The 21,936-nt window shown below is 30.5% G+C and carries 21 protein-coding genes and 1 pseudogene; 5 read left to right on the top strand and 17 right to left on the bottom strand.

Features of this window, described 5'->3' with window-relative positions:
* Positions 1-2: 2 nt before the first annotated feature.
* Complete coding sequence (locus tag K354_RS0112155; RefSeq protein WP_024955772.1) at positions 3-560, bottom strand: LutC/YkgG family protein; 558 nt, start codon at positions 558-560, stop codon at positions 3-5.
* A 288-nt stretch (positions 561-848) separates the two neighbouring features.
* Between K354_RS0112155 and K354_RS0112150 the strand changes: the two genes are divergently transcribed.
* Positions 849-1,553, top strand: coding sequence for an alpha/beta fold hydrolase (locus K354_RS0112150; protein ID WP_024955771.1), 705 nt, complete (start codon positions 849-851; stop codon positions 1,551-1,553).
* Here K354_RS0112150 and K354_RS0112145 read toward each other — a convergent pair.
* The 3 genes from K354_RS0112145 to K354_RS0112135 form a co-directional block, all read right to left on the bottom strand.
* Positions 1,550-3,061, bottom strand: coding sequence for a B12-binding domain-containing radical SAM protein (locus tag K354_RS0112145; protein WP_024955770.1), 1,512 nt, complete (start codon positions 3,059-3,061; stop codon positions 1,550-1,552). The two genes, K354_RS0112150 and K354_RS0112145, sit on opposite strands and share 4 nt — an antisense overlap.
* Before the next feature lie 2 nt (positions 3,062-3,063).
* Positions 3,064-3,984 carry a methylenetetrahydrofolate reductase gene (locus tag K354_RS0112140; protein WP_024955769.1) on the bottom strand — a complete coding sequence of 307 codons (921 nt, stop codon included), beginning with the start codon at positions 3,982-3,984 and terminating at the stop codon, positions 3,064-3,066.
* 95 nt (positions 3,985-4,079) lie between these two features.
* Positions 4,080-5,495 carry a YdgA family protein gene (locus K354_RS0112135; RefSeq protein ID WP_024955768.1) on the bottom strand — a complete coding sequence of 472 codons (1,416 nt, stop codon included), beginning with the start codon at positions 5,493-5,495 and terminating at the stop codon, positions 4,080-4,082.
* 205 nt (positions 5,496-5,700) lie between these two features.
* Here K354_RS0112135 and K354_RS0112130 point away from each other — a divergent pair, with 205 nt between their 5' ends.
* Positions 5,701-6,351: a class I SAM-dependent methyltransferase gene (locus K354_RS0112130; protein WP_024955767.1), complete on the top strand. Its 651-nt coding sequence runs from the start codon at positions 5,701-5,703 to the stop codon at positions 6,349-6,351.
* Here the strand turns inward: K354_RS0112130 and K354_RS0112125 are convergent.
* The 10 genes from K354_RS0112125 to K354_RS14355 form a co-directional block, all read right to left on the bottom strand.
* Positions 6,326-7,030, bottom strand: coding sequence for a pirin family protein (locus K354_RS0112125; protein ID WP_024955766.1), 705 nt, complete (start codon positions 7,028-7,030; stop codon positions 6,326-6,328). The two genes, K354_RS0112130 and K354_RS0112125, sit on opposite strands and share 26 nt — an antisense overlap.
* Before the next feature lie 2 nt (positions 7,031-7,032).
* Positions 7,033-7,806 (bottom strand): DODA-type extradiol aromatic ring-opening family dioxygenase, encoded by a 774-nt coding sequence (locus K354_RS0112120; RefSeq protein WP_024955765.1) that lies wholly within the window; start codon positions 7,804-7,806, stop codon positions 7,033-7,035.
* Between the two features lie 15 nt (positions 7,807-7,821).
* Complete coding sequence (locus K354_RS0112115) at positions 7,822-8,319, bottom strand: NADPH-dependent FMN reductase (protein ID WP_024955764.1); 498 nt, start codon at positions 8,317-8,319, stop codon at positions 7,822-7,824.
* Between the two features lie 63 nt (positions 8,320-8,382).
* Positions 8,383-8,949 carry a YceI family protein gene (locus tag K354_RS0112110; RefSeq protein ID WP_024955763.1) on the bottom strand — a complete coding sequence of 189 codons (567 nt, stop codon included), beginning with the start codon at positions 8,947-8,949 and terminating at the stop codon, positions 8,383-8,385.
* Positions 8,950-8,989: 40 nt separating this feature from the next.
* Entirely contained in the window at positions 8,990-9,439 is a 450-nt protein-coding gene (locus tag K354_RS0112105; RefSeq protein ID WP_024955762.1) for a MarR family winged helix-turn-helix transcriptional regulator, read from the bottom strand.
* A gap of 112 nt (positions 9,440-9,551) precedes the next feature.
* Entirely contained in the window at positions 9,552-10,472 is a 921-nt protein-coding gene (locus K354_RS14805; protein WP_024955761.1) for a transglutaminase domain-containing protein, read from the bottom strand.
* On the bottom strand, positions 10,469-10,696 hold the full coding sequence (locus tag K354_RS0112095) for a DUF350 domain-containing protein (protein WP_024955760.1): 228 nt from the start codon (positions 10,694-10,696) through the stop codon (positions 10,469-10,471). Before K354_RS0112095 ends, K354_RS14805 begins: the two co-directional genes overlap by 4 nt.
* Before the next feature lie 89 nt (positions 10,697-10,785).
* Positions 10,786-13,341: a bifunctional aconitate hydratase 2/2-methylisocitrate dehydratase gene (acnB, locus tag K354_RS0112090; RefSeq protein ID WP_024955759.1), complete on the bottom strand. Its 2,556-nt coding sequence runs from the start codon at positions 13,339-13,341 to the stop codon at positions 10,786-10,788.
* A 224-nt stretch (positions 13,342-13,565) separates the two neighbouring features.
* Positions 13,566-15,050, bottom strand: coding sequence for a carbon starvation CstA family protein (locus K354_RS0112085; protein WP_024955758.1), 1,485 nt, complete (start codon positions 15,048-15,050; stop codon positions 13,566-13,568).
* A 165-nt stretch (positions 15,051-15,215) separates the two neighbouring features.
* Entirely contained in the window at positions 15,216-15,596 is a 381-nt protein-coding gene (locus K354_RS14355) for a bactofilin family protein (protein WP_024955757.1), read from the bottom strand.
* A 114-nt stretch (positions 15,597-15,710) separates the two neighbouring features.
* Here K354_RS14355 and K354_RS0112075 point away from each other — a divergent pair, with 114 nt between their 5' ends.
* The 3 genes from K354_RS0112075 (at position 15,711) to K354_RS0112060 (ending at position 19,648) form a co-directional block, all read left to right on the top strand.
* A complete protein-coding gene (locus tag K354_RS0112075) occupies positions 15,711-16,253 on the top strand; it encodes a 3'-5' exonuclease (protein ID WP_024955756.1) in 543 nt (180 codons plus the stop codon).
* Between the two features lie 233 nt (positions 16,254-16,486).
* A complete protein-coding gene (locus K354_RS0112065) occupies positions 16,487-17,488 on the top strand; it encodes a D-alanine--D-alanine ligase family protein (protein ID WP_024955755.1) in 1,002 nt (333 codons plus the stop codon).
* A 51-nt stretch (positions 17,489-17,539) separates the two neighbouring features.
* Positions 17,540-19,648: a helix-hairpin-helix domain-containing protein gene (locus tag K354_RS0112060; protein ID WP_024955754.1), complete on the top strand. Its 2,109-nt coding sequence runs from the start codon at positions 17,540-17,542 to the stop codon at positions 19,646-19,648.
* On the opposite strand, the gene K354_RS0112055 is transcribed toward K354_RS0112060, so the two are convergent.
* From K354_RS0112055 to K354_RS15350, 3 genes and pseudogenes are all read right to left on the bottom strand, one after another.
* A complete protein-coding gene (locus K354_RS0112055) occupies positions 19,631-20,272 on the bottom strand; it encodes an HAD family hydrolase (protein WP_024955753.1) in 642 nt (213 codons plus the stop codon). The genes K354_RS0112060 and K354_RS0112055 overlap by 18 nt on opposite strands.
* Positions 20,262-20,771: a GNAT family N-acetyltransferase gene (locus tag K354_RS0112050; protein ID WP_037940785.1), complete on the bottom strand. Its 510-nt coding sequence runs from the start codon at positions 20,769-20,771 to the stop codon at positions 20,262-20,264. The genes K354_RS0112055 and K354_RS0112050 overlap by 11 nt, the downstream gene beginning before the upstream one ends.
* Positions 20,772-21,287: 516 nt before the next feature.
* Positions 21,288-21,936: pseudogene (locus K354_RS15350) on the bottom strand (methyl-accepting chemotaxis protein); the annotation flags it as partial.

The following is a 21,936-nucleotide window of genomic DNA, read 5'->3' as shown; positions in this document are numbered from 1 at the left end:
AATTACGCTCCTTCTACTTCTAAATCATCTACACAAAGAATCACAAGCCTATCTGGCCCATGAACACCTAAAGCAAGTACTCTTTCAATATCTGCTGTTTTACTAGCTCCAGTAATTAGGGTCATATATTTATACTCTTTTGGATGCATTTTTTTCATAAAATCAGCTAAATTAGCAACAATTTTTGTAGTAGGAAGAATTGCGACATGAATCCAAGATAGTGCTGAGGCTAAACGCTGTTCTACATCAGCAGAGTCTTGTGCCATACTACCTAGTTCAGCAATCCCCCATTTTAATTGAGATATACCAACTCTAGCACCTTTTGCTAACTCACGTGTAACATTAAAACTAAGCCCTGGAAATTTTTTCTCCATTACTTTTGTGTCAATTTGTTTTAAAAGTGGACCATCTGCCCACACTGCATAAGAGCCTGCTACATCTTGAATATTCTCTTCTTTTAAGAAGTCATTAATAAAATCAAGTGCTTCTAATGTTGTTTCAAAACGTTTCACTTCTGTATTACCAGAAGCTTCAGCGCGAGTTTTAAATAATTCAAACATACTTAATTTCTCCTTTTACATTTAATCTATATTGATAGATAAATTATTATTTAATAAGTCTATTATTTTTGCATGAAATGTGTATGATGAAATGCCAATTTTTGTAAGTTAAACGCTAAAATATGGACTGTAATTTTCACATAAACTGAAGTCTAACTAAATTTAATATATAATTATTTTTAAATTAATTTTTATATAATTAATCTGCAAAACTTTCTTATTTAAAGAATAGTAATATTTAAAATACAATTTTACAATTTTAAAAGTATTTTTAGATATTATTTCTTTATGAAAACTACAATATATCTCCTACCTGGATCAATGTGTGATGAAAGACTTTGGTCTAAGATTATTCCTTTATTTGATGAAAACTATGAACTTATTCATGTACCTATTCCCTTAAAAAACAACTTTTGTGAGATGGCAGAGGAACTGTTAGCATTTTTTCCTGATAAACCGATTAACTTGCTTGGCTTTTCTCTAGGTGGCTATTTAGCTGCATATTTTTCTGTCAAATATCCAGAGAAAATAGATAGACTTTTTTTGGCTTCAAGCAGTGCGAAAGCATTTTCTCATGAAGAAATTCAAAAACGTGAAGCTGGATTAAATTATATCCATAACAATGGTTTTAGAGGACTTGGTATTGATAGAATACGGATTCTTTTAGACCCAATTAATCATGAAAATAAAGAGCTAATCAATATATTGCAAGAGATGTATGCAAAACTTGGTATAGTTGCATTAACAAAACAAATAGAAGCTATTGTAAAACGTGAAACGATTATAACGGGGCTTGTAAATTTACACCACCCTATGACCTTTTGCTATAGTAGCGACGATGTGCTTATCAAAAAATCATGGATGAATATCATGTCAAAACGTAAAAAAAATGCTATATTTATTGAATTTCCAGGTGCAGCACATATGTTACCTTTAGAAAAACCACAAGAGTTTGCTCTAGAGATTAAAAAATGGGTGCATACTCAAATTTAAGTAGAGTGTTTTAGCTGACGTTTATTAAAGGTCTTAGCCTCTTCTTTTCTTGTTTTTTTGTTTTCTATTTCTATACGTAAAAATTTAGGAAGTTTTCTTCCGCGTACTACCATGACGTCTTCTATCATAGTCTCTTTTGCTACTTCTATATCTACATGTAAAACTTCAGTGATGTATTTAAACACAAATCCTGCTAGTCTATCGAGTGAGATTTGCCAAGTAGATTCTGTTTGTTCATATATCCACTCAGAAAAAGCGAAAAAACCATCAAACACTTTACCCTCAGCAAAAAGGTACGTAACACTCTTTTTAAAATTACCACTGTTATAAACCATATCCCAAAATCTTGCAAATCGTTTCATTTTTTGCATCATATCAAATGGTATGAGATTGTTTTGATAGATATCATAGGGAGGTTTGTCTGAATAGACCATACCATGGATTTCATCATGTCTATTGATTGTAGTTCCTGAGAGTTTTTTCAAAATGCCTATTTGTATCTCGCATCTTGTCATGCCATATAACATATCAAGGTTTTTACCAAACTGCTCAATACTCTCTCCTGGAAGCCCTACTATTAAGTCTACATGTAAATGTGCTTTTGTTTCATTTTCTAAAAAATGAAGATTTTTTCTTATTTTTTCTATGTTGAGTTTTCTATATATATTTTGTGATATAACTGGGTCAAGTGTCTGAATCCCGACTTCTAATTGTAGTGATGAAGGTGGAAACTCTTTGATTCTCTCTTTGATAGATTCAGGAAAATTGTCTGGGATAACTTCAAAATGTATAAAATAAGGAGGCTCTTTTGAAAGGAAAAAATCCATCAGCCTGTTTGCTGTAGTAATTCCTTGATTAAAAGTTCTATCTATAAACTTAAAACTTCTTACACCCCTATTCCAAAGTGTTTCCATCTCTTGTAAAAATTTTTCAGGCTCAATGTTTCTTACTTTTTTATCAAGTGATGAGAGACAAAATTCACACGAATAAGGACAACCACGACTCGCTTCAACGTAACACTGTCTATGAGCGACATCTTCATCACTATAATAAGCATAAGGAAGTTTGATGGCATTTAAATCAACCATATCAGCTTTGATAATCTTTTGTGTAGGTGCTTTATCGTCATAAATAGCTCTACAAAGCTCATAAAAAGCTATATCACCCTCACCTTGTATAAAATAATCTGCTCCACTAAAATCAACTCTATGAGGAAAGTAACTAGCTTCAGGACCACCTACTATGATGATAATTTCAGGAGCAACTTTTTTAAGAATCTCTATAAACTCCCCTACTTCATTGGCATTCCAAATATAAGCCCCAATCCCAACTATTTTGGGGTTTTCACTCAATACACTCTCTACCGCATCTGCTACTTGGGTATTGATTACAAACTCTTTTATTTTTGCAACTTCTTGAAGTTCTTTGAGATTTGCAAAAAGGTATCTTAAACCTAGAGCCGTGTGCGTGTATCTTGCGTTGAAGGTACTTAAAACTATTTGACTCAAATCTATCTTTCCATTATTTTTTGGATGTCATGAAGTAACTCTATTGAAGCCTCAATCTCAGCTTTTCTTATAGCGACACTTTCAACATTACATCCTACAGGTATACCTTTGCCTTTTCCATAAAAATAGAGTATTTCAAAAATATCACGGCTTAGTTTTACAGAATCATGTAAAATATCTTCAGAGTTTTTCAATCTCTCTTCTAAGTGTGTTGGTATATTGATGCCAAGCCATTTCATAAAATCTAGAGTTTTTGCTGAACCACAAGGGGTTATTGTAAAGATAATAGGAACCAATGGTTTATTATGTTCTTTTGCATAAGCCGCATAATCATCCAGAAACTTTTTAGCAGCCATAAGGTCATAAACACACTGAGAGACAAAAAACTCACAACCGTTATCTATCTTTGAGAACACTCTTAAATGCTCATCATGCTTCACTATGTGACGCTCAGGGATCATTATACCGCCAAGCGTTATATCAGGACTTATCTCTTTTTTTAAGTCATAGGCTTCTTTCATCCCAATAGTAACTTTAGTATCTTTACTAGCAGCTCCTACGAATACAGTGTGAAATCTTTTTCCAACTCTTTCTTGAAGCCATAAACGAAATTCATCTTTGTCGTACTTTCCAACTGCTTTATACACAACAATAGGAAATTTTAATGGAGCATCAAGATAATTTTTTGCGTAATCACAAGGATCAAGTGTTTTGATAAAAGGAAAAGGTCGTTCTATATCTGTTCTATCAGATTCATCTTGTATATCATATAAAACAAGACCATCTATATCTAAGTTATTTAACCGCTCAATATGTTTAGCTGCTATTGTTTCTAATTCTTCTTTTGTATGTTTTGCTTTTGGTGGTGTTAGACCATAAAAGAGTATGCCACTCTCTTTAGAGCGTATTTTGTCTGTTAACATAAAAATCCCTACATGTAAATATTAGAGTAGTGTACTCACTTCTTGGTTAATTATTAATAAATAGAGATAAAAGCCCTATAGTAAGGGCTTTTTTATTATAGTTTTTTTCCGTTAATAAACATTTTTCCTTGTTCGAATTTAAGATTAAAAACTACTCTATCAGCTTCTTTTTGAGCAAGATTGCTAAATTGTTTAACTTGTCTATTTAATAAAGATAAAGTTTTCAAATCTTCTTCATTCATACTAATAGCACCATTTACATGTAAAGCATTAACTAAGTTCATATCATGAATAGTGTAAGAATTTTTTTCTACATTACATTTTAAAGATAAATCAATATTTTTTAATCCAACCTTTGCAAAATGTACACCATTTATAGAAACATCAATCGTCCCATCAAATCCCTGATTAATAATCTTTTGAATACTATCAGTATAAATTTTCATATCTTTTTGTGTTAATGTAGAGTTTTTAGTTTTACTTGATTGAGTATATCCACGTATAAAAGCATTAGTGTAGATATTACTATAAGCATTACTAAGAGTGAGTACATCATCTTTATTTAAACCATCAATATTGATTTTTAAGTTCATAGCATCTAGCATAAACTTTTCTCTAGTAGTAAAATCTATTCCTTTTATATCATAATTAATATCAGCATTTAGGATATTATCAATCGTTTTAACGGTACTTGCCATATCAAAGCTTTTAAGATTAAAAGATGGTTTTCTAACACCCAAACCATTTTTTATAGTAATATTACCAAGATGAAAACTACCAGCATTATTAAAATCACTTAAATAATTAAATTTATAGTTTAAACCATTGAGTGTAATATAATAATCTTTTGTTTTTAATGATTGGGTATCAAATGAATATACCCCTACTATTTTTTCACTATTATTTAAAACTAACTTATGACCTTTTAATACTATATCAATTATTTCATTCTCTATCTTTATGCTTTTTTCAATATCTTTCATAACAATTTCTTTTACTTTTTCTTTAGCATCTAAAGTAACAAAAAAAGTCAATATTTTTTCATCTAGCAAAGGTTTAATTAAATCAGCAATTTTTTTATTTTTATTTATCTCTTGCATCATTTTAGTAGAGAGTTTCACTAAAGACATTTCAACTTTAATATCTTCAGGTAGTAAATTAGAATTTTTTATTGACCCTTTAAATAAAAAACCATCAAGAGCAGGTCTAATATCTTTTTCACTCTCTTTTGTATACATTGTAATTAACTGTTGTACAGTAGGGTTAGTTGTAGGTATTTTTGAAAAGACATAATCTCTAAACTGTTTAGCATTAACAACTTCTAACTCAAAATCTCTAGTACTTTTTAAATATCCTTCTTCTTTAAGTATAGTTAATTTTAAACCATTTTTTAACATAGTTTGTTTTTGTTTTTCTACTGTTTTATTTACTTGTTGTTTCATAACAACAGGTGTAACCCCAATCCCGACAATGACTAAAATACCAACAACATACATGTATATTGATTTCATACTTTTCCTTAGATTTTAAATTTATGGGCATTATACTAGCATAAAATATCATTTAATCATAATAATTTGTTTTTATTATAAAAATTTGCTATAGTAGTTTATATTATAGATGTATATCACATCTTTTGTATGAATTATGTCTACTCTACTTCATCCTAAAAGTTTAGCGAACTTTATAATTAAGTCTATTAAATACGGGAAAAAAATGTCCAACTTAAGAGTTAAGTATCAAACAGTAGAATTTAATGATATAGATATACATACATGTATACTTCGTGATAACCAACAATATGAAGATATAGATAATGAAGCGGAGGACCTTGGTATTTCTTCTGCTTCTTGGCCTTTATTTGGTCAGATATGGCCATCGAGTAAAGTACTTGCTTCTTTGATGAGTGATTTTGATATTAAAAATAAAAGAATATTAGAAGTTGGATGTGGTATTGGTCTTGCTAGTTTAGTGTTAAACCATAGACTTGCTGATATAACAGCAACAGATTATCATCCACAAGTTCAAAAATTTCTCAATAGAAACTCTTTATTAAATAATGATGAAGATATTCCATTTGAGCGGACAGGATGGAGTGATAATGATGATACTCTTGGTAAATTTGATTTGATTATAGGGAGTGATTTGCTTTATGAAAGAGATCATGCCCATATGCTCTCAGAATTTATAAATGCTCATGCAAATAAAAATTGTGAAATTATAATCATTGATCCAGGTAGAGGAAACCAAGGAAAATTTACTAAAATGATGATTGAACTAGGTTACACCTATACATGTAAGCATTCAGATGAAATAGATACAGAGATAAATAATGGGACTTTTAAAATTCACTCTTTAGTTCGATAAAAAGAAAGTGTATTTTTCCCAAGGGCTTTACATGTAAGAGATTTTCATCGGTTATTTCCATCGCATCTCCAGCGCTTAGACTCACTTGTTCATTAATAAGGCTTTCCCCTTCAATCTGAACAAAATATATCTGCTTATCCTTTTTTATGCTGTATTGTATCTCTTGAGTAGTTTCACTCACGTATATTTCTATATCTTGGTGTATCTTTACTTTTGCATCTCCCTTTAAAGATGATACGATATTTAAAAGTCTGTTTTGTCTTTCATTTTCTTTATATCTGTGTGAACCATACAAAGTTTGCATGTTTTTTTGAGGCGGAAGTATCCAAATCTGCAACAATCTCAAATCCTCAGTTTTACTAAGATTGTATTCTGAATGCATTACTCCTGTTCCAGCACTCATATACTGAACCTCCCCTCTTTTTAGGGTTTTTTCATTGCCCATACTATCTTTATGGGTTATCTCTCCATCTACAACATAAGAGATAATTTCCATATCTTTGTGAGGATGTTTAGCAAATCCACCTTGGGGATGAATAATATCATCGTTAAGTACTCTTAATGCCCCAAAATTTATATTTTTTGGATTTCTATACTCTGCAAATGAAAAATGAAATCTACTCTCTAGCCAACCTAGATTTGAAGCTCCCATATTTTCTTTTGATAATTTTTTTAACATGATTAATCTTTAAAGAGTACCATTTCCATAGATTGGTTTGCATACATGTAAACATCATTCATAGCAATTCCAGTTTTACCTTTTGAAGCACCATAGGCTACAAAAAATGGTAAAAGATGGTCAAGTGAAGGATGATTTTTAGCACAATATGGTGCTTGATTGATTAAATCTACCAATAAATCTTCATTTTTATTTTCAATGTTTTTCACTACCCAATCTCTAAACTCTCTTGCATACTCTTTAATTGGAGCTTCATCTTCCCATTGTGAATCAAATAAATTATGAGTCATATTGCCACTTCCAATAATAAGAGCTTCATCTCTTAGACTTTGTAAAGCTGCACCAATTTGCATAAGTTTTTTACCTGAGAAATGTATAGGTAAGGACAATTGTACTACTGGAATATCTGCATCTTTATACATTAAACTAAGTGGTGCCCATACGCCATGGTCGTAACCTATTCTTGATTCATCTTTTTCTATATCTATTTTTGAGCTTTTTATAGTTTCATATACTTTATTAACATACTTAATATCATTTTCTACCGGATATTCAACTTGATATAATTCTTTAGGAAATCCATAAAAATCATATATAATTGTAGGATTTTCATTTACTAAAATCTTTAAATTATCACTAGTCCAATGAGCTGATACTATGATAATATATTTTGGTTTCTCAAATTTATTTGGTAGTTTCTGCAAAAAATCAGCAACGTCATGTTCCATGATAGCAAGTTGCGGTGAACCATGAGATATAAATAATGTTGGTAACATATCTTCTTTCCTAATTTATCTTGCAAATTTTATAAATTGTTGTAGTATTTTTTTACTACTATCAAACTCTAATGCTTTTTCGTATGTTGTAATAATTTCTCTAGGCATAATAATTGAGCCTAATTTTGTAAACTGATTTCTCATTGCGTTTAAAACATCAGTACCACCAGAACCACTATGTGTTGCTAATAAAATAAATTTTTCATTAAAAACTTTTCTAAAATCATCATTTGATCTAGATACCCATGCTATAAAATTACTAAGAATTGGAGGTATCGAATAATTATATTCCGGTGATATAACAATATATCCTTGTGATTTCTCCATAGTTTCTGTAATTTTATTAATCACTACAGGAATACCATTTTGTTCTTTTGAACTATCATACAAAGGTAATTCTAAATTGACAAGATTAATAATTTCAGCCTCATAATCTAACTCATTCAACTGTTTTTTTAATACATTCGCTAATTTCATATTTTCATTTAAACTTGAAACAAATATTGTATACATCTGTTATTCTCCTAAATTAAAAAGGATACTTCTACTAAGTATCCTTACATGTAAAAGATTAGCCTATTTAGCTAAAATTCCTTCTAATTCAATATCTAATTTTACTTTATCACCTATCAAAACACCACCTGCTTCTAATGCAGAGTTATATACTAAACCAAAATCTTTTCTGTTTATTTTTCCATATAAAGCTAAACCAACTCTTGTATTTCCCCAAGGATCTTTTACAATTCCATTATTTTCAAAATCCAATTTAACTTCTTTTGTGATTCCATGCATAGTCAATTTTCCATATGCAGTATCTCCATCAACTTTTGTTAATTCAAAGTTCATTTCTGGGAATTTTGCTACATCAAAGAAATCCGCACTTTTTAAGTGACCATCTCTTTTTGCATTTGCTGTGTTCACTGAAGAAATATCAACTGTACCTTTTAATGCTACAAGCTTTTTAGCTTTTTCATCATATTCAAATGAACCATTAAATTTATCAAATGTTCCTTTAACATTTGAAACCATCATATGCTTTACTTTAAATCCTAAACTAGAATGTGCTACATCTAAATTATAATTTCCTGCAAATAATGTGCCTGCTGCTAAAATTGCCACTAAACTTGTTTTTACTAATTTCATATTATTCCTTTTTTTTATTAGTACTATGTAAATAAAAAAGTTACTGTGATTTATGTAACTTTCTCAACAAAATATATAAAGTATTAAGCTCTTCATCATTTAAAATCTTAAAATTTGATGTAAGATTCTTTGAATGTGTCGGAAATATACGGTCAATCACTTCTGTGCCTTTTGGGCTAATTGATAGTAAAGTTGATCTCTTATCATTCTCATCCTTTACTGTATATATCCAACCATCTCTTTTTAAGTTTCTTACAACAACAGTTATATTACCAGGTGTACTCATAGTGAGTTTAGTAATACTTCCTATATTTAAGTTTCCTCTATGATAAAGAACCTCAAGAACTTTAAACTGATTCAGAGTCAAATCATTTTGTGCAAAATAATGAATCTCTTTAGTGCTGATTTTATAAAAAGCACGAGAGAGTTGCATCCAAGTTTGCATTGATTTGTCTGTTCTTACACCGTAAGACTTAACATTTTTCTTCATATCACGTCTCCTAAGAAAATTATACTACTAATTAGTACTAATGTCAATGGAAAACTTAAAAAGTTACTAAAATATTTCAAATTAGTGATTTTTTTCTAATTAAAGTAAGTAATTACGAGTCTAAATCTTTATAGTATTGGTCATAAGGGATGAACTTTCCACTATTTTTCCAATTATTTCCTGAATATTTTGTTGTAAAAATGCTTCCAGTATTTATCCAGAATTGTTTTCTATTAAACATATATTTTGGATAGTAATAAGGTAAAGTACTTGCATATGGGATACTATTCCATTTTGACTTTTTTGTAGATTCAAGTAGATACTCTTTACCATCTTTAAATAAAACAACCCATGCATGTCCTGCTGGTTTTTTACCTCTTTGTTTTACAGTACCAGCAACCACTCTTGCATCATAACCCAAACCTATTAACCAATCTGCTAAAAGTATTGCATGGTCTTCACAATCCCCACGAAGTTTAATATAAGACTCTTTTGATGTTTGCCACACTTCTTTTCTATGGTTATAACCAACTTCATCTAACTGATATTTTAACCTAGTTTGTATATATTGTAAAATTTTCCAAATATTATCTACTTTATAAGGTACAAAACCATTTAAATAACCATTGACAAAATACATCTTATTTAATGTAGATGGTTTAACACTTGCAAATATAAACTTTTTTCTAAGAGACATATAATAACCATATTTTTGAGAACCTTTAGTTGGTGTAATTCTCGCATACTTCATAGTAGTAAGTTCTTGTGCTTTACCTTTTTTAGGAATTTTCAAATCATAGATTTTAGGAATTTTTTCTACAATTGTTGGTTTATTTATTTTTCTAGGTTTTTCAATAGTCTTTGATTTATTTACTTTCTTAGGTTTTTCAATAATTTTTGGTCTACTTACTTTCTTAGGTTTTTCTATGGCCTTTGGTTTAGTTATTTTTCTGGGTTTCTCTGTAGAATTACTATAATAAATAACTAAAAGACATATTAAAATAATAATATAGCTAAATTTGTTTTTTATCAATGAATGCCCATACCAATAATAATGGCTATAAAAAGCATAATAGAAGAAGCAAAAATAGAAGCTGCGATATTTCCATTTTTAATTTCATTTTGAAGATTTATATCTTTTAAAAGTATCTTATCTACCAATAAAAGTAAAAATACACTCACAAAAAGTGTTATAAGTGTAAAGAGTAAATTTATACCTAATGTCATATATGTTGCACTTAAAAATTCATTTTCCATTGATTCCCTTTTAATTGAGTACGTCTGTTTTAAGAGGCATAAAGTATAGCATAAAAGAGGTTCTCTCTAAAAAGAACCTCTCTTGTTTATTAGTCTACTAGTTCAAAATCTTCTATAAGGTTAAAGTTTAAGTATTTGTATACTTTATCTTCCTTACCTGCTAGCTTTTTAGGAACTAAACTCATATACTCTTCTACGCTTGGTAGACGTCCAAGTAAAGCACAAAGAGCAGCAAGCTCTGCACTTCCTAGATATACTTGAGCACCCATTCCCATACGGTTATCAAAGTTTCTTGTACTTGTTGAAAAAACAACAGCACCATCAGCAACACGAGCTTGATTCCCCATACATAAACTACATCCTGGTATTTCTATACGAGCTCCAGCAGTTCCAAAGAGTGAGTAATAGCCCTCTTCTGTAAGTTGACGTTTATCCATTTTTGTTGGAGGAGCTATCCAAAGTCTTGTTGGAACTGTGCCTTCACCTTGAAGAACTTCACCTAAAGCTCTATAATGACCAATATTTGTCATACAACTACCAACAAAAACTTCATCAATTTTATTTGGTCTCTTATCATCTGCAAGTATTTCACTTAGCGTTGCAACATCATCTGGATCATTAGGACAAGCTAAAATTGGCTCAGTAATCTCTGCTAAATCAATTTCGATGATTGATTTATATTCTGCATCAGAATCAGCTTTTACGAGATTAGGATTTTTAATCCACTCTTTCATTTTATCTGCTCTTCTTTGAATAGTTACAGCATCACCATAGCCTGCTTTTATCATAGATTCAAGTAAAATGATATTTGAATTTAAATATTCTATAATAGGTTCTTTATCAAGTTGAACACTACATGCTGCTGCACTTCTTTCAGCTGCTGCATCACTAAGCTCAAATGCTTGTTCTACTTTTAATTTTGGTAAACCTTCTATTTCTAAAACAGTCCCAGCAAATACATTTTTCTTATTTTTCTTTGGAACCGTTAAAAGTCCTTTTTTAATTGCATAATAAGGAATCGCATTTACTAAGTCTCTTAGAGTAATTCCAGGTTGCAAGTCACCTTTAAATCTAACAAGAACTGATTCAGGCATATTTAAAGGCATAGAACCTGTAACACCTGCAAAAGCAACAAGACCAGAACCTGCTGGAAAAGAGATACCAATAGGAAAACGTGTATGAGAGTCTCCACCAGTTCCAACAGTATCTGGAAGAACCATACGATTTAACCATGAGTGAATAACACCATCACCTGCTCTAAGACTTACACCACTTCTATTTTTAATAAAATCAGGAAGAGTATGTTGTAAAGTAACATCACTTGGTTTTGGATAAGCAGCTGTATGACAAAAACTTTGCATTACAAGATCAGCATTAAAGCCAAGCGCTGCAAGTTCTTTAATTTCATCTCTTGTCATAGGTCCTGTTGTATCTTGGCTTCCTACAGTAAGTGTTTGAGGCTCAACATACATTCCTGGTCGAACACCTGCAACACCACAGGCAATTCCAACCATTTTTTGCGCTTGTGTATAACCTTTACCGCTATCACTTGGTTGTTCTGGTTTAGCAAAAATATCTTCAGCACCCAAACCTAAAGAAGCCCTAGCCTTTGAAGTTAAGCCACGACCAATAATAAGAGGAATTCTCCCTCCTGCTCTATATTCATCAGCAATAGTATTAGGTGCTAATTCAAACTGGGCAACTACTGTACCATTTTTTTCAATTTTACCAGCTAGAGGATATACATCAATAATATCACCAGTTTCTAGCTCATCTACATTTACTTCAATTGGAAGTGCTCCACTATCTTCTGCTGTATTAAAGAAAATAGGTGCAATAGTACTACCTAAAATTAATCCACCAGTTTTTTTATTTGGAACAAATGGAATATCTCTACCCATAAACCATTGAACTGAATTGATACCTGATTTTCTACTTGAACCAGTCCCTACAACATCACCAATATAAGCAACCTCGTGTCCAGCTGCTTGAAATTCTCTAATTTTTTCAATCGAACCAGGAAGTCTCTTAACAAGCATTGCATTTGCATGTAAAGGTATATCACTTCTTGTAAATGCTTCACTAGCAGGAGATAAATCATCCGTATTGGTCTCACCTGGTACTTTTAGTACTGCAACTGTAATTTTTTCAGCAAGTGCTGGTTTTGAAGTAAACCACTCAGCATTTGCCCAAGATTCTAAAACTTCTTTTGCAAAAGAGTTTGTTTTTGCTAAAGTTTCTACATCATTAAATGCATCGTATACAAGAACAATATGCTTTAGTACATCAGCAGAAGCTTGTGCTAAGACAGAATCTTTACTACTTAAACCATCAACCAAAGGTTTAACATTATAACCACCAAGCATCGTACCTAAAATCTGTATTGCTTTTACAGGAGTTATAACACTACATGTAGCATTACCTTTTGATATATCATTTAAGAAAGCTGCTTTAACATAAGCTGCATCATCAACGCCTGGTGGAACTCTATTTTCAAGTAAGTTTAATAAAAATTCTTGGTCTTCATTACCACTCTTTAGTAGCTCAACTACTTGTGCTGTTTGTTTAGCATCCAAAGGAAGAGCAGGAATACCCTCTTTTGCTCTAACTTCTACTTCTTTATTATATTCTTCAATAAATGACATCAGTAATTCTCCTTGTGAGTTAATTAGGCAAATTGTAGCAAAAAAAAGATACGATTCCCAAGCTTTTTTGAAAATATTTTCTAATTCTTTTTTAATCTGTTTTGTACCTTAAATAGGAGTTTTAATTGGTATATTTTAAGCTTTTAGTGGATATATATAGATTATTTTATATAAGGAGGAAGAAAGCTAACAATAACGCTAGCTTTCTTTAAGCATTCCTTTATTTATTTTTTAATAAATGCAGGTTGTGAATCTTCTTCTATACTATTTCTAGATATAGCGATTTTAATTAAGTAAATCATAATAACAATTGCTGTTACAATTCCACTATTTACAGCAATATCATGACTCAAACCAAATGGGAATTCTTTAGCAGTTAATATATAACCCACTAAACTTGAACTCATAAATACACCTGGCAAGGCTGAAATCCAAAAGTTTCTACCATGTTGGTATAAATATGCAGTTGCTGTCCACAATACAAATGTTGAAAGTAACTGATTTGAAAAAGTAAAGTACATCCAGATAGCTTTAAATCCAATTTGTGTAATTAAAAAAGCAATTACAAAAATTGGTACAGCAATCATAAGACGATTTACTATTTTTGCTTGAGGCATATTAAAACGATCTGAAATCGTCAATCTAATAGAACGAAATGCTGTATCTCCAGAAGTAATAGGAGCTACAATAACACCTAAAATAGCTAAAAGACCTCCAGCAATACCAAGATATCCGACAGTAATTTTATTTACTACAAGACCAGGTCCACCTTGAGCTAATACACCACTTAAACCATTAATTCCTTCAGGAAAATAAGCCATACCAACTGCCGCCCATATCATTGCTATAACAGCTTCTGAAATCATCGCACCATAAAATACTTTACGGCCTAATGTCTCATTTTTTATAGTTCTTGCCATAAGAGGAGATTGTGTTGCATGAAAACCACTTAGTGCCCCACAACTAATAGTAAAGAAAAGTGCTGGCCAAATAGGGATACCTGCTGGATGTGTAAAACTACTAATATCTGTAAGTTCTGGGATTGCTAAACCATGAAATAACATTGCTCCACCAACTCCAAAAGCCATAAACATTAAAACCGCACCAAAAAGTGGATAGATTTTACCAATAACTTTATCTACAGGAACAATAGTTGAAATAAAATAATAGGCAAAAATAATAGATATCCAAAATACTTTATTAGCAAAGATAGTACCTTCAAATACACCTTTTCCGCTAGTGTCAAAAGTTAGATTTGCTAAAAGTGCAGCAGGTCCAACAATAAAAACAACACCAACAAATAAAAGAAGCATTACACTAATAAACAACATTGCATATCTACTGTATTCACCTAGATAGTTCCCTGATATTTCAGCGATACTCTTACCACCCGTTCTCACTGACATCATACCTGACATATAATCATGTACACCACCAGCAAAAATTGAACCTACAATAATCCATAAAAATGCAGCAGGACCATAAAGTGCTCCCATAATCGGACCAAAAATTGGACCTAAACCTGCTATATTTAAAAATTGGATTAAATATACCTTCATCGTATTCATAGGCACGAAGTCAACACCATCTGCTTGCGTTGTTGCAGGAGTTGGTCTATTGGCATCTGCTCCAAAAGTTTTTTCTACAAATTTACCATATGTAAAATATGCAACACATAATAAAACTACTGCACATAGAAAAGTAACCATTTTATTTCCTTTGCTTTAATGTATGAATTATACAATTCATCCTAACAAAAAAATACTACTCTTAAAATCTTAAATTGATATAAATATTAAGTATATAATTTAATTTAATTTTAACTTTAAAACAAATGCTACGTAAAGTTACATATAGTAAAAGAAAAAAATCTTTTATAGAAGGATATCATCAGTATTTGGTTCTTTACAGGTGTATTTTATATCTTTTGATGGGTTTAGCATATTTTTTTTAATTTTATTATTTCCTTCAAAAAATGCTTTCTTATCGATAATCAAAGTTGTACTTAGTATATCACCTATAACCTTTCCACCTTCCATAATATGAACAATATCGCACTCAGCATTACCTTCAAAAACACCTTTAACAAATAAAGAATTTGCAATAACTTGACCAGTAACATAACCTTTTGCTTCTACTATTACACTATTTTTTGCTTCTATTTTTCCCTGTGTTTTACCAAAAACAACTAAATCGTCACTAGTATTAATTGTTCCTTGAATACTATTTCCACTTGAAATTATTGTTTGTTTCATAAATATACCCTTTTAATGTAAGAATTATACTATATTTCTATGTTATATTTTCACTTACATATTAATTAGGTTTAATCTTCACACGATATAATTCCATCTTTAAAGGAAAATAGATTGATAATTCTAGATTTTGAAACTAACTCAACAAACGAACATGATGTTATAGAGGTAGCTGCTGCTAAAATTGCCATTAAAAATAATGAGTATGTTGTAACAGATATGTTTCATAGATACTACTTATCTCGCTATCCTGTTAATCGTTTCTCTTTTGAAGTACACAAGATAACTCCTGAGATGGTATTGCAGTATAGAAAAGAAAAAAATCTCAATCATAGTGTCTATTTTAAAGAAGATTTGGATTTTGTCAAGTTTTGTCAGGGAGCAAAAACCTTAGTAGCTCACAACATAAGCTTTGAACTTCGTCATCTTTATAAGCTCGTTTCATTTGAAAATCATTTTTGTACGATGAAAGAAAATCGTCATATCGTAAAAGCTTTAAACAAAAATGGAAATATTAAAAATCCAAAACTTGATGAAACTTGTAAATTTTATAATATAGATTTTGACCAAGACTCTTACCACAGCGCAACTTATGATGTTTCTAAGACATACGAAATACTAAAAGCTATGAAAAAGAGTGACTATATTTATACATAAAACAATTTAGCTAAAAATTTAGCTATACTAAATACAATATCATGATACTCGATCTGTATTATCATACCGTTTTTAAAGTCTTTTAAAAATATAGGATAACCCATTAAAAGCCTAGATCTACTCGAATTAACATTAACAGATTTTTGTTAGGCTTTCTTCAAATGCACTTTTATTTATTATATATAACAATACTATACTAAAAAACTGATGCATTCTTACAAGGAACGAGACTAATGAATATCGAAATTGTTACTACACCAAATAATGAATTAAAAGAGAGTGGTTTTGGAAACATAAAATCTTGCAACTCCATACTAGAGTCTATGACAAAACTAGGGCATAGTGTAAGATTAAACATATGTACAACTAAAAATGATTTAGAAAATATTGCCAATAGAAAACCTGATTTAGTTGTTCTTGCTGTCAAATATTTATCATTTAAAAACAAAAAAGATATTTGGTTGAGTGATTATTTTGCTAAACATTCTATAAATTATACAGCTTCTTCAAGAGAAATATTAAAATTTGATTCCAATAAAGTTTTGGCTAAAGATCATTTAAAAAGTTTAGGAATAAAAACGGCTGATTATTTTACAGCATTACCAGGTGAGTATAAAACCATGCAAGAATTACCTATAAAGTTCCCTTTGTTTCTAAAACCTATTGACGCTGCAAATGGTAATGGGATTGATGATTTGTCATTTGTAACAAATTTTATAGATTTTGAGACTAAAGTAGATTCATTGTTTGAAAGATTTCAACTTCCTATTTTAGTTGAAGAGTATTTGGGTGGTAAAGAGTTTACTGTATCTGTAGTTCAAAATAGCGATGGTACATTACTTATCTCTCCTATAGAGATAAATCCTTTAGTTTCATCAAATGGACTTAGGATTTTAGGACAACAGGCAAAAAAAGATGATTCTGAAGAATTAAAAAAAGTTAATGCCCCTGAAACAAAAACAAATCTTATTAAACTTGCTACTGCTGCTTTTTATGGTTTAGGTGTTAGAGACTATGGACGAATTGACATTAAAACAAATATAAAAGGTGAATGTTACTTTATGGAGGCAAATTTAGTACCTGGCATGACTAAAGGCTCAAGTTACTTTCCAAAAGCCTGTGAGATTGCAAATGGATTGTCTTATGATAAAGTTGTTGAATTAATGATAGCTAGTGGTATAAGTCGTATCCCTGTAAATGTCAGCACTGCTATGCATATCCAAGCAGGTGCTTAGTAATTTTATCAATACTTGCTATAATTCTTTTTTTTAAAGAATAGGAAATAAATGCAAAATATTATAGAGATACTAAAAACCAAAACAGATTTAAGTGAAAACTGTATAAAAAACATAATAAATTTACTTGAAGATGGATGTACGATTGCTTTTATAGCAAGATATAGAAAAGATATGACAAACAATGCAAGTGATGAGGTATTGTTGAAATTTCAAGAAGTATATGAATACAGTTTAAAACTTTTAAAAAGAAAAGAAGAGATTGCAAATACTTTAAAAGAAAAAGGTGCTCTTACTCCAAAACTACAAGAGTTGTTAGATAAAGCTATTACGCTTACATCTTTAGAAGATATATATGAGCCATACAAGGGTGTTAAGAGCACTCGTGCAGACGATGCTATCAAAAATGGACTAGAAGGTCTTGCAAATATTATTATGTCTATGAGATACTCTATTGAAGAAATTTATGATAAAGCAAAAGGTTTTTTAAATAACAATGTAAAAAATATTGATGAGGCTATACAAGGGGCACAAGATATTATCGCCCTTCGTTATTCTCAAGAGTTACGTACAAAAGATGCTTTAAGAAAAAATCTTTTAAATCATGGTTTGCTTGTTACAAAAAAAACAAAAACTTTTGAAGAAAATGGTCTTTATAAAGAGTTAGCAAATGTCAAACAAAAAGCTAGTTATATAAAATCTCATAAAATTTTAGCAATTTTAAGAGCGGTAAATGAAAAACAGATTAGTTTAAAAGTAGAAGCTGATGAAGATTATCTTATATCTGGTATAAAACAGTATAGAATTCCAAAACATGCAAATAATTCAAAAGAACTGGTGTTAAGTGCGTATATAGATGGTTTAAAAAGGTTATTACTCCCTAGTTTAAAAAGAGAACTTTTAAGTGCACTTAAACAAAAAGCGAGCGATGATGCGATAAACCTTTTTGGTAAAAATCTCAACGAACTTTTAATCACTCCACCTTTAGTAAATCAAGTCATACTTGGAATTGACCCAGGATTTAAAACAGGTTGTAAACTTGCTGTTATTGATAAAGATGGTGCTTATTTAGACTCAAATGTTATGTATCTTTTAAGCGAAACGAGTAAAGCAAGTAAAATTGTTTTAGATTTTATCAAAAAATACAAAGTAAGTGCCATTGCAATAGGAAATGGAACTGGTTCAAAAGAAGCTGCAAACTTTATAGCCAATCTTATTAAAGAAAACAAGTTAGCTGTAAAGTATGCAGTTGTAAGTGAGATAGGAGCTTCAGTGTACTCTGCTTCAAAAATAGCAAATGAAGAGTATGGATTTTTAGACGTTACTATACGAGGTGCAATATCGATTGCTGGTCGTCTTCGTGATCCTATGGCTACTTTAGTGAAAATTGATCCAAAATCTTTAGGCATAGGACAATATCAACATGATGTCAATCAAAGTGATTTGGCTAAAAAACTCAATGATGTCACCTTTAGTTTAGTCAATCGTGTTGGGGTTGATTTGAACTCAGCATCTTACAAACTCCTCTCTTTTGTTTCTGGTATCAGTGAAAAACTAGCAAAAAATATAGTAGCTTATAGAGAGGAGATAAAAGGCTTTACATGTAAGAAAGAACTTTTACATGTAAAGGGTGTTGGAGCGAAGGCTTATGAGCAAAGTGTAGGCTTTTTAAGGATTAAAAATGGAAAATCTTTTTTAGACAATAGTGGTATTCATCCTGAAAATTATGATGTTGCAAAACACTTAAAAGAGAATTTTGATTTGACGCAAGTGACTGAAGATATACTTCATAAACTCTCATATGAGTTTGATTGTGGAGTAGAGAGTCTAAAAGACATATTACAAGAGCTCAAAAAACCAGGATATGATATAAGAGAAGAGTTAGAAGAGATCTCTTTTTGTGAAGATATAAAAAGTATAGAAGAGTTAAAAGAGGGAGATATCGTGAGTGGAGTTGTACGAAACATCACTGACTTTGGAGCTTTTATAGATATAGGACTTAAAAATGATGCTCTTTTACATATCTCTGAGTATTCTCACAAAAGAATCTCACATCTTATGGATGTTATGAGCATAAATCAACAATTTAAAAATTTAAGAATTTTAAATATAGATTTAGAAAAAAATAGAGTATCAATATCTTTAAAGGATTCTTTCTAAGTAATCTTGTAGCTCTTTGATATTTTCAAACTGATTTTTAGCATTTTGAGCTTTACCATATCCCCACTTTGCAAACATAAAATCAACATTAGCATTTATTGATGCACCCTCGTCTTTTACGCTATCTCCCACTAGTATACTTTGAGAAAGTGGGATTGATGAAAGTTTAGATATATGTTCTAACATATCAGGATGAGGTTTTGAATGTTCAACATTGTTTGCTCCAACTATAAAAGAAAAGAAATCTAACATTCCTTGTCCTTTTAACATGTTACGTGCAAAAATATCTGCTGCATTTGTAGCAATACTAAGAACAATATCTTTTTGATATAAAAACTCTAAAAAATCATAAACTCCTTCATAAGGAGTTACATGATTATTTGCATTTTTTAAATAATGTTTTGCAAAAAGTTCTTTATGTTCAGGATTATACTCTTGTGTACCATAAAAAATTTTAGCTAAATTTTGATTAGGCTCATTTATATAATACTCCAACATCTCTTTTTCAACAGGACCTAAACCCAATGTTTCTCTCACATAATTAACGCTACAAGTCAAAGCATAACTAGAATCAAGAAGAGTTCCATCCATATCAAAGATGATAGATTTTATTTTATTTGTCATATTTTTCTATGTTTAAACCCAAAATTAAAAGATCTTTTTTCTCATCATTGATTTTAGCAACACTAGGGAAATGCCCCCACTCTTTAAAACCAAGTTTTTTAAACAACTGTAAACTAGTATTGTTATCAGCAAAAATAAGTGCTAAAAAATTTTCAATATTATAATCTTCAGCCTGATCAATAATCTCTTTTAAAAACTGTTGTCCAAGTTTTTTTCCTCTAAAATTAGTGTCTATATATATATTTATTCTTGCACTATTTTCATATGCAAGATGAGGATAAAACGGTTGTAAAGATAACCAAGCAATCACTTTTCCATGATACTCTTTTACTAAAATAGGACGTTTTTCTCTATCATGTGCTCTAAACCAATCCACTTTTTCATCTGGAGTCACTTTTATGCTATCAGCTGTAGAAATTCCATCTTCTATGGCTTTATTATAAATCTTTACGATTTGCGGTAAGTCTTCTATGGTTGCATTTCTAAACGAATTTATCATGTTCACTATCCAAATTTAAAATTTATTTATTATATATAAACAATACTTAGTGAGTGATTATTGCTTGAGTAGGATTTTAGAATTTGTCATTTATAAAAAGTTTTTTTGTTATAAATTAAATATTAGTTTGTTCTCTAAAGTATTGAAAAAATAAAAAATTTTTACATGTATAGAGCTACTTTCTTTAACAAGTAGCTCTTATCAATCGTTATACTATCTACACCTTAAACTTGCCAAGTTCAGTATCAAGTTTATTAGTCATAGAAGAGAGATGCTCACTAGCACTTGCGACTTCTTCAATACTTCTCGTATTAGCACTAGCGATAGTTTCTACTTCTTGAATATCTTTAATCATATCACGTATAGAATCATTTATTTTTAAAGTCTCTTTTACACTTTCATGATTACTTTGAATATTGTCTTCTAAGATTTTTGCATTTTCAACTACAATAGATTCTAAATTAGCAGATATATCTGAGAGTTTTAAGATATCAGCTGAATTACTATCCATCTGTGTACTTGCATCTGAAATAGCTTGAACGACTATATTGATAGTAGTATTAATCTCAGTTAAACTTTTTTGTGTTCTCTCAGCCAACTGTCTTACTTCATCAGCAACCACTGCAAAACCACGTCCATGTTCACCCGCCCTAGCTGCTTCAATAGCAGCATTGAGTGCTAAAAGATTTGTTTGATCTGCAATATCAGAGATAACTGTTAAAACATTTTTTACATCTTCTGTATTAGAGCTTGTCTCTTTTAGTTTATGGGAGAGTTCTATCTCTTGTTGGGAACTCTCTTGAAGATGAATATTAAGTTTATCCATCTCTTTTTGAATTGTTTTAAAATTACTATTAGCTAAGTCTAATTGTTCACTATTATGTTTTACTATATTTACAGAACTTTCTACATTTTCTAAGATAGTATTACCACTACGTGCACTATTAGATACTATAATGCTCTCTTCTTCTGAGCGTTTACCAACAGCTAAAGATGTTGTTGAAAGCTCATGGGCTATAGAAGCATTTTCACTACTTGTCTCTTTCGCATTTATAATAACATCTTGTATTTTTTTGATAAAAAGATTTACACTTGTTGCAATATCTGCTAATTCATCTTTACCTTTTACTGCTAAACGTTGTGTTAAATCACCATCTCCTGTACC

Origin of the sequence: Sulfurospirillum arcachonense DSM 9755 (assembly GCF_000597725.1) — a bacterium.
Taxonomy (GTDB): domain Bacteria; phylum Campylobacterota; class Campylobacteria; order Campylobacterales; family Sulfurospirillaceae; genus Sulfurospirillum_A; species Sulfurospirillum_A arcachonense.
Note: the sequence above shows the minus strand (reverse complement) of the source record. Positions and strands in the feature narration are given on the sequence as shown.